Here is a 5,267-nt window from a genome sequence, read left to right as displayed (position 1 = left end):
CCATGACGGCCGCCGTGGGCACCTCCCTGCTCGTCATCGCGATGAAGTCCTTCGCCGGTCTCGGCGGCTACCTCACGTCGGTCAGCCTCGACTGGCCGCTCGTCGCCGCCGTCACGGCCGCCGCCATCGCCGGTTCCTTCGTCGGCATCCGGCTCACCTCCGTCGTGCCGGAGCGGGCGCTACGCAAGGGCTTCGGGGTCTTCGTCCTGCTCATGGGCGCGTTCGTCTTGTCGCAGGAGCTGCCGTTCCCCGCCGGGCCGATCATTCTCGGCGTCGTCGCGTTCCTGGCCGTGGCAGCGGCGGTCTGCCTCCTCGGATTCAAGGAGCGCTGCGCGATAAGCAAGTCTGGGGATCGCCAGAGGGGCGGCGCCGTCTTGGCGTAGAAGTTCTCTAGTGGAGGCCGCCCGGGGAACCGGGCGGCCTCCGCTAGAGAACGGCTCGATCAGTCGACCGACGCGACCTTGAACGCCGAGTGGATGGCGCCGTGGATGTAGCCCACCTCGCCGGCGTCGCCCACGACCTCGCAGTCGATACCCGCGGCGCGCAGCTCGTCGGCCAGCGGCGCGGCGGCCATCGTGCCGTCGGCGTAGATCACCATGTCAGCCGCGGCCGACTTGGCGTTGCCCTTGGCGTCGGTCCACTCCACGCCCGACTCGGTGATGCGGGTGACCGAGACACGGCGCTGGATGTCCACGCCGTGCTCCTTGGCATGCCGCACCGCGGTCCACCGGCGCGGCATCGCCAGCGGCAGGCCCAGCTGCTGCGACTCGTGCAGCAGGGTCACGCGACGCCCGCGCTCGGCCAGGAACTCGGCCAGCTCCAGGCCCACCAGCGATCCGCCGATCACCACGACGTTCTTGCCCATCGGCAGCGCGATCTTGGTGAGGTTCCGGATCCACGCCGGCCGCTTGGTGATGGTCGACAGCTTGCCCAGCCGCCCGACCAGGCGCAGGAACAGCCCGGCCTCGTCGGCGGTGGCGGTGCCCAGCATGGTCGCGCGTAGCGAGTCGCCGGTGTGCACGTGCGGCAGGTCGCCGCCCGGGATGGCCGGGGCGGGACGCTTGGCGCCCGTCGCCACGATCACCCGGTCGGCGCCGAGCGAACGGATCGTCTCCACGGTCGCCTCGGTGTTGAGGCGCACGTCGATGCCCAGCCGCTCGATCTCGGCGGCGAAGAAGCGGATGAGCGGCTCGTTGTCCGGCGTGGTGATGGTGGAGAACCACATGGTGCCGCCCAACCGGTCGGCCTTGTCCAGCACGGTCACGCGGTGTCCGCGCTCGGTGAGGACCACCGCGGCCTCGAGCCCGGCGGGTCCGGCGCCCACCACCACGACGTGATCTCGCTTGGGCGCGGGCGTCAGCGGGAGGAGCTTCTCGTTACCCAGCGCCGGGTTCACCGCGCAGAAGGGGGTGTCGTCGAAGAAGTTCTCGGCCACGCAGAGGTAGCAGTTGATGCACGGCCGGACCTCGGACCGCCGCCCGGTGGCCAGCTTGTTGGGCAGGTCCGGATCGGCGAGCAGCTGCCGGCCCATGGCGGCGAAGTCCACCTTGCCGTCGTCGATCGCCTTCTCCGCCACCTCGGGCAGCATGCGACCCACGGCGATGACCGGCACCGACACGGCCTGCTTGATGGCCGCGGCGTTGTCCACGTAGGCGCCGATGGTGTCGGGCAGGGGGCCGTCGGTGAAGTTGTCGAAGGGGTTGCGGCCCCAGCCGGTGACGTGGATGGCGTCGGCGCCGGCCTTCTCGAACAGCTGCGAGGCCAGGATCGCCTCGTCCAGCTCGAGCCCGCCCTCCTGGCCGTACTCCTCGCCGGACACGCGCACCAGCACGGCCAGCTTGTCCCCCACGCGCTCCTTGACGGCGGAGATGACCTCGCACGCCAGCCGCGCCCGGTTGACCAGCGATCCGCCGTACTCATCGGTGCGCTGGTTGTCGCGCTTGTTGAGGAACACGCCGAGGATGTAGCCGTGCGCCACGTGGATCTCGATCGCGTCGGCGCCGGCCTTGGCGATCCGCTCGGCGGCGTCGGCCCAGGTGTTGATGAGCCACGCGATGTCGTCGTGGTCCATCTCCTTGTAGACGGTCTTCTTGCCGCCGGTGGCGGCGCCCATCTTGCCGAGCTCCTCGGGGGTGCTGTCGGCCAGCGCGGACATGTCGTAGCTGTAGTCCGGCTCGTTGGGGGCGATCACCGGCCGGTCGTTGGCCACGTCCACGCGGGCGACCTTGCCGTGGTGGGTGGACTGCACACACAGCTTGGAGCCGGCGGCGTGCACGGCGTCGGCGAGGGCCTTGAGGCCGGGGATGTACTTGTCGTCGGACAGGCCCGGCTCCTTGAGCGAGGCGGCGCCGACGGGGAACGCGATCGCGCACGCGCCGGTGATGATGAGCCCGGCGCCGCCCTTGGCGCGGGCGACGTAGTGGTCGATCTCCGACTGCTCGATCTCACCGTCCTCGGAGACGTTCATGTCCATGGCCGGCAGGACGATGCGGTTGGGGGTCTCCATGGGGCCGATCCGGCCCGGGGACATCAGCTGAGGAAAGGCGGTGAGGGTAGTCACACGGGATAGATTACGCCCGAGTCGACGGGTGTCGATAACAGGTTCCAGTTTTGGGAGCGGCCATGGCGGCGGCGACGACGAGGGGTGCGGTCCCGGAACGCGTGCGGGTGCCCGGTAGACAGGACGGATGAAGGTCTGCACCAGCACCGATGCGGCGATCTCCCCGTCGGCCGCCGCAGTCCCCTGGCGGCCGCGTACTCGGCATGGGACCTGTCGTTGATCTCCGGGGCCGACTCCAGCTGGGGTTGGGGACACAGGTCCGGCAGAACATCGAGGACCGCTACGGGATGCCGTGGTCGGCGCCGGCCTACCGGATGGACGACTATGTCCAACTCCTTCGTGCGGCGTTCGCGGCGTTCCGCACTGGCGAGCTCACCCCGTTCGAGGGGCGGCACTACCGGCTCACCCGCCTGCAGCCGTACTTCAACCCCGGCCCGGACGAGCAGACCCCCACACCGTGGATCTACCTGGGCGCGGTGGGCCCTCGCATGCTGGCGGTGGCGGGGACCGGCGCTGATGGGCTCATCACCCATCCCACCAACTCCGACCGTGCCTACGTGGCCGGGACCTGCCTCCCGGCTCTGGAGGCAGGAGCCCCGGAGGCGGGCCGGTCGCTCGACGGGTTCGAGATCGTCACCGGCCTGCAGGTAATCACCGGCGAGACCGCCGATGACCTCGCCACCGCGCGGGAGGAACGACGTCGCCTGTTCGCTTTTCTCTAATCCACTCCCGCCTACCGGCACGCGCTCGAGCGGTAGGGCTTTCCGGACCTGCAGGCGGGTTTGGCGGCCCTCGTGCGCGACGGCCGATGGGACCGGCTGACCGAGGTCGTCACCGACGAGGTTCTGGACTCCGTCGTGGTCAACGCACGCTACGGTGACCTCGCCGAGACGATACTGCGCCGAGTCGCGCGGCTGCCCGCCGGTATGGCGGCCGGAGTGACCCTGGCGATGCCGGATAACCCCGACCGTGACCGCGCGATGGCCGGGGTCGTGGCCCACCTACGCGCGGATGGTCCGCCGTGAGCGTTCATCGACGACGGGTAGTGTGTGCGGTGACACGGGGTGCCCCGCCGGGGGCTGAGATCACACCCGAGCGAACCTGATCGAGTTTGTCCTCGCGTAGGGATGTCACTGGCGCTGCTCCGGCCACGCCCGCTCGTGCGGTGGTCCCCCGACTACCGCGAGGAGATCTATGGCGTCGCGATCCGATGCAGCTGACGGGCGGCAGAGGCGCAGGATTCGGTTCAACGCCTTCGCCATCAACGGCGTGGGCCACCAGATTCCCGGGCTCTGGCGGCACCCGCATGATCGGTCCCGGGACTATACGAGCCTGGAGCACTGGCTCCGGCTGGCGCGGCTGTTGGAGGGTGGGCTCTTCGACGGCATCTTCCTCGCGGACGCACTCGGCCCGTACGACGTCTACGGCGGTAGTGCTGACGCCGCTCTGCGGACCGCGGCGAAGGCCCCGATGAACGACCCGATGATGCTGGTCAGCGCCATGGCTGCGGTGACGGGGAATCTCGGGTTCGGTATCACGGCCAGTACCTCGGCAGAGCATCCGTATACCTTTGCCCGGCGGATGTCGACGCTCGACCACCTGACCGGCGGCCGGGTGGGGTGGAACGTGGTGACGGGGTATCTGAAGAGCGCGGCGCAGAACCTGGGCGAGACCGACCAGCTCTCCCATGACGATCGCTACGATCGCGGGCGAGTACCTGGAGGTGCTCTACAAACTGTGGGAGGGGTCGTGGGAGGACGACGCCGTGGTGCTCGATGCGGAGCGTGACACGTTTGTCGATCCGACGAAGGTCCACCCCATCTGCCACGACGGCACGTACTTCACCGTTCCCGGCATGCATCTTTCGGAGCCGTCGCCCCAGCGGACCCCGGTCATCTACCAGGCCGGCGCGTCGAAGCGTGGTGTCCGTTTTGCCACCGAGAACGCGGAGGCGATCTTCGTGGCGGCCCCGACTCTTGCGCAGACCCGTGATCAGGTCAGCGGGATCCGCGCGGGACTGGAGGCGGCGAGCCGCGGGCGGGATGCCGCGCGCATCTATGCGCTCCTGACGATCGTCGTCGATGAGACGGACGCGGAGGCCGAGGCCAAGTACCGCGACGTCTTCTCCTACGCCTCGGAGACTGGCAATCTGGTGCTCAACTCCGGCTGGTCGGGAATTGATCTCTCGCAACAGGACCTCGACGCCCCAATGGATCCGGTGGCCACCGAGGCCATCCAGACCACGGTGGCGAGTCTGTCGGGCGCCGCGGATTCGGACGGGCGGTGGACGCTGCGCGACAGTGCCCGGTTCAACGCGACGGGCGGCCCCGTGGTGGTGGGGTCGGGAGAGACCGTGGCCGATGCGCTCGAGTGGTTCATGGCGGAAACCGACGTGGACGGCTTCAACCTGGCCTACGCGCTCAACCCCGGCACCTGGGAGGACGTCATCGAGCACCTCGTGCCGGTGCTGCAGCACCGTGGCTCATATCCACTGACAGCGGAACCCGGCACTTTGCGCTCCCGGATGTTCGGGCGCGGCGACCTGCTGCCGAGATCCCACCGTGGCGCCTCCTACCGTCGACGGTGAACGCCTTGGGGCCGGGGATGTACTTGTCGTCGGACAGGCCCGGCTCCTTGAGCGAGGCGGCGCCGACGGGGAACGCGATCGCGCACGCGCCGGTGATGATGAGCCCGGCGCCGCCCTTGG

4 protein-coding genes, 1 pseudogene and 1 riboswitch are annotated in these 5,267 nt (G+C 69.5%); of the genes and pseudogenes, 4 read left to right on the top strand and 1 reads right to left on the bottom strand.

What is annotated here, in order from left to right; genetic code table 11:
* On the top strand, nucleotides 1-383 hold a 383-nt coding region (locus G6030_RS12590), incomplete at its 5' end, for a sulfite exporter TauE/SafE family protein (RefSeq protein ID WP_182643349.1).
* A 59-nt stretch (nucleotides 384-442) separates the two neighbouring features.
* Here the strand turns inward: G6030_RS12590 and G6030_RS12585 are convergent.
* Nucleotides 443-2,530, bottom strand: coding sequence for an NAD(P)/FAD-dependent oxidoreductase (locus tag G6030_RS12585; protein ID WP_182643350.1), 2,088 nt, complete (start codon nucleotides 2,528-2,530; stop codon nucleotides 443-445).
* Between the two features lie 233 nt (nucleotides 2,531-2,763).
* Here G6030_RS12585 and G6030_RS16575 point away from each other — a divergent pair, with 233 nt between their 5' ends.
* From G6030_RS16575 to G6030_RS12575, 3 genes and pseudogenes are all read left to right on the top strand, one after another.
* Nucleotides 2,764-3,282: an LLM class flavin-dependent oxidoreductase gene (locus G6030_RS16575; RefSeq protein WP_241724344.1), complete on the top strand. Its 519-nt coding sequence runs from the start codon at nucleotides 2,764-2,766 to the stop codon at nucleotides 3,280-3,282.
* Between the two features lie 72 nt (nucleotides 3,283-3,354).
* Nucleotides 3,355-3,585 carry a hypothetical protein gene (locus tag G6030_RS16570; RefSeq protein ID WP_241724343.1) on the top strand — a complete coding sequence of 77 codons (231 nt, stop codon included), beginning with the start codon at nucleotides 3,355-3,357 and terminating at the stop codon, nucleotides 3,583-3,585.
* A 25-nt stretch (nucleotides 3,586-3,610) separates the two neighbouring features.
* Nucleotides 3,611-3,705: riboswitch (TPP riboswitch) on the top strand.
* A 49-nt stretch (nucleotides 3,706-3,754) separates the two neighbouring features.
* Nucleotides 3,755-5,147: pseudogene (locus G6030_RS12575) on the top strand (LLM class flavin-dependent oxidoreductase).
* Nucleotides 5,148-5,267: the final 120 nt, after the last annotated feature.

It is taken from the genome of Dietzia sp. E1 (assembly GCF_014145015.1).
Classification (GTDB): Bacteria; Actinomycetota; Actinomycetes; order Mycobacteriales; family Mycobacteriaceae; genus Dietzia; species Dietzia cinnamea_A.
This window is presented reverse-complemented; position numbering and strand designations above follow the sequence as displayed.

What these genes read in the sequence shown, in the direction of transcription:
- G6030_RS12585 (WP_182643350.1), bottom strand. Translation starts at nt 2,530, where the DNA reads ATGTCCCCGGGCCGGATCGGCCCCATGGAGACCCCCAACCGCATCGTC.
- G6030_RS16575 (WP_241724344.1), top strand. Translation starts at nt 2,764, where the DNA reads ATGGGACCTGTCGTTGATCTCCGGGGCCGACTCCAGCTGGGGTTGGGG.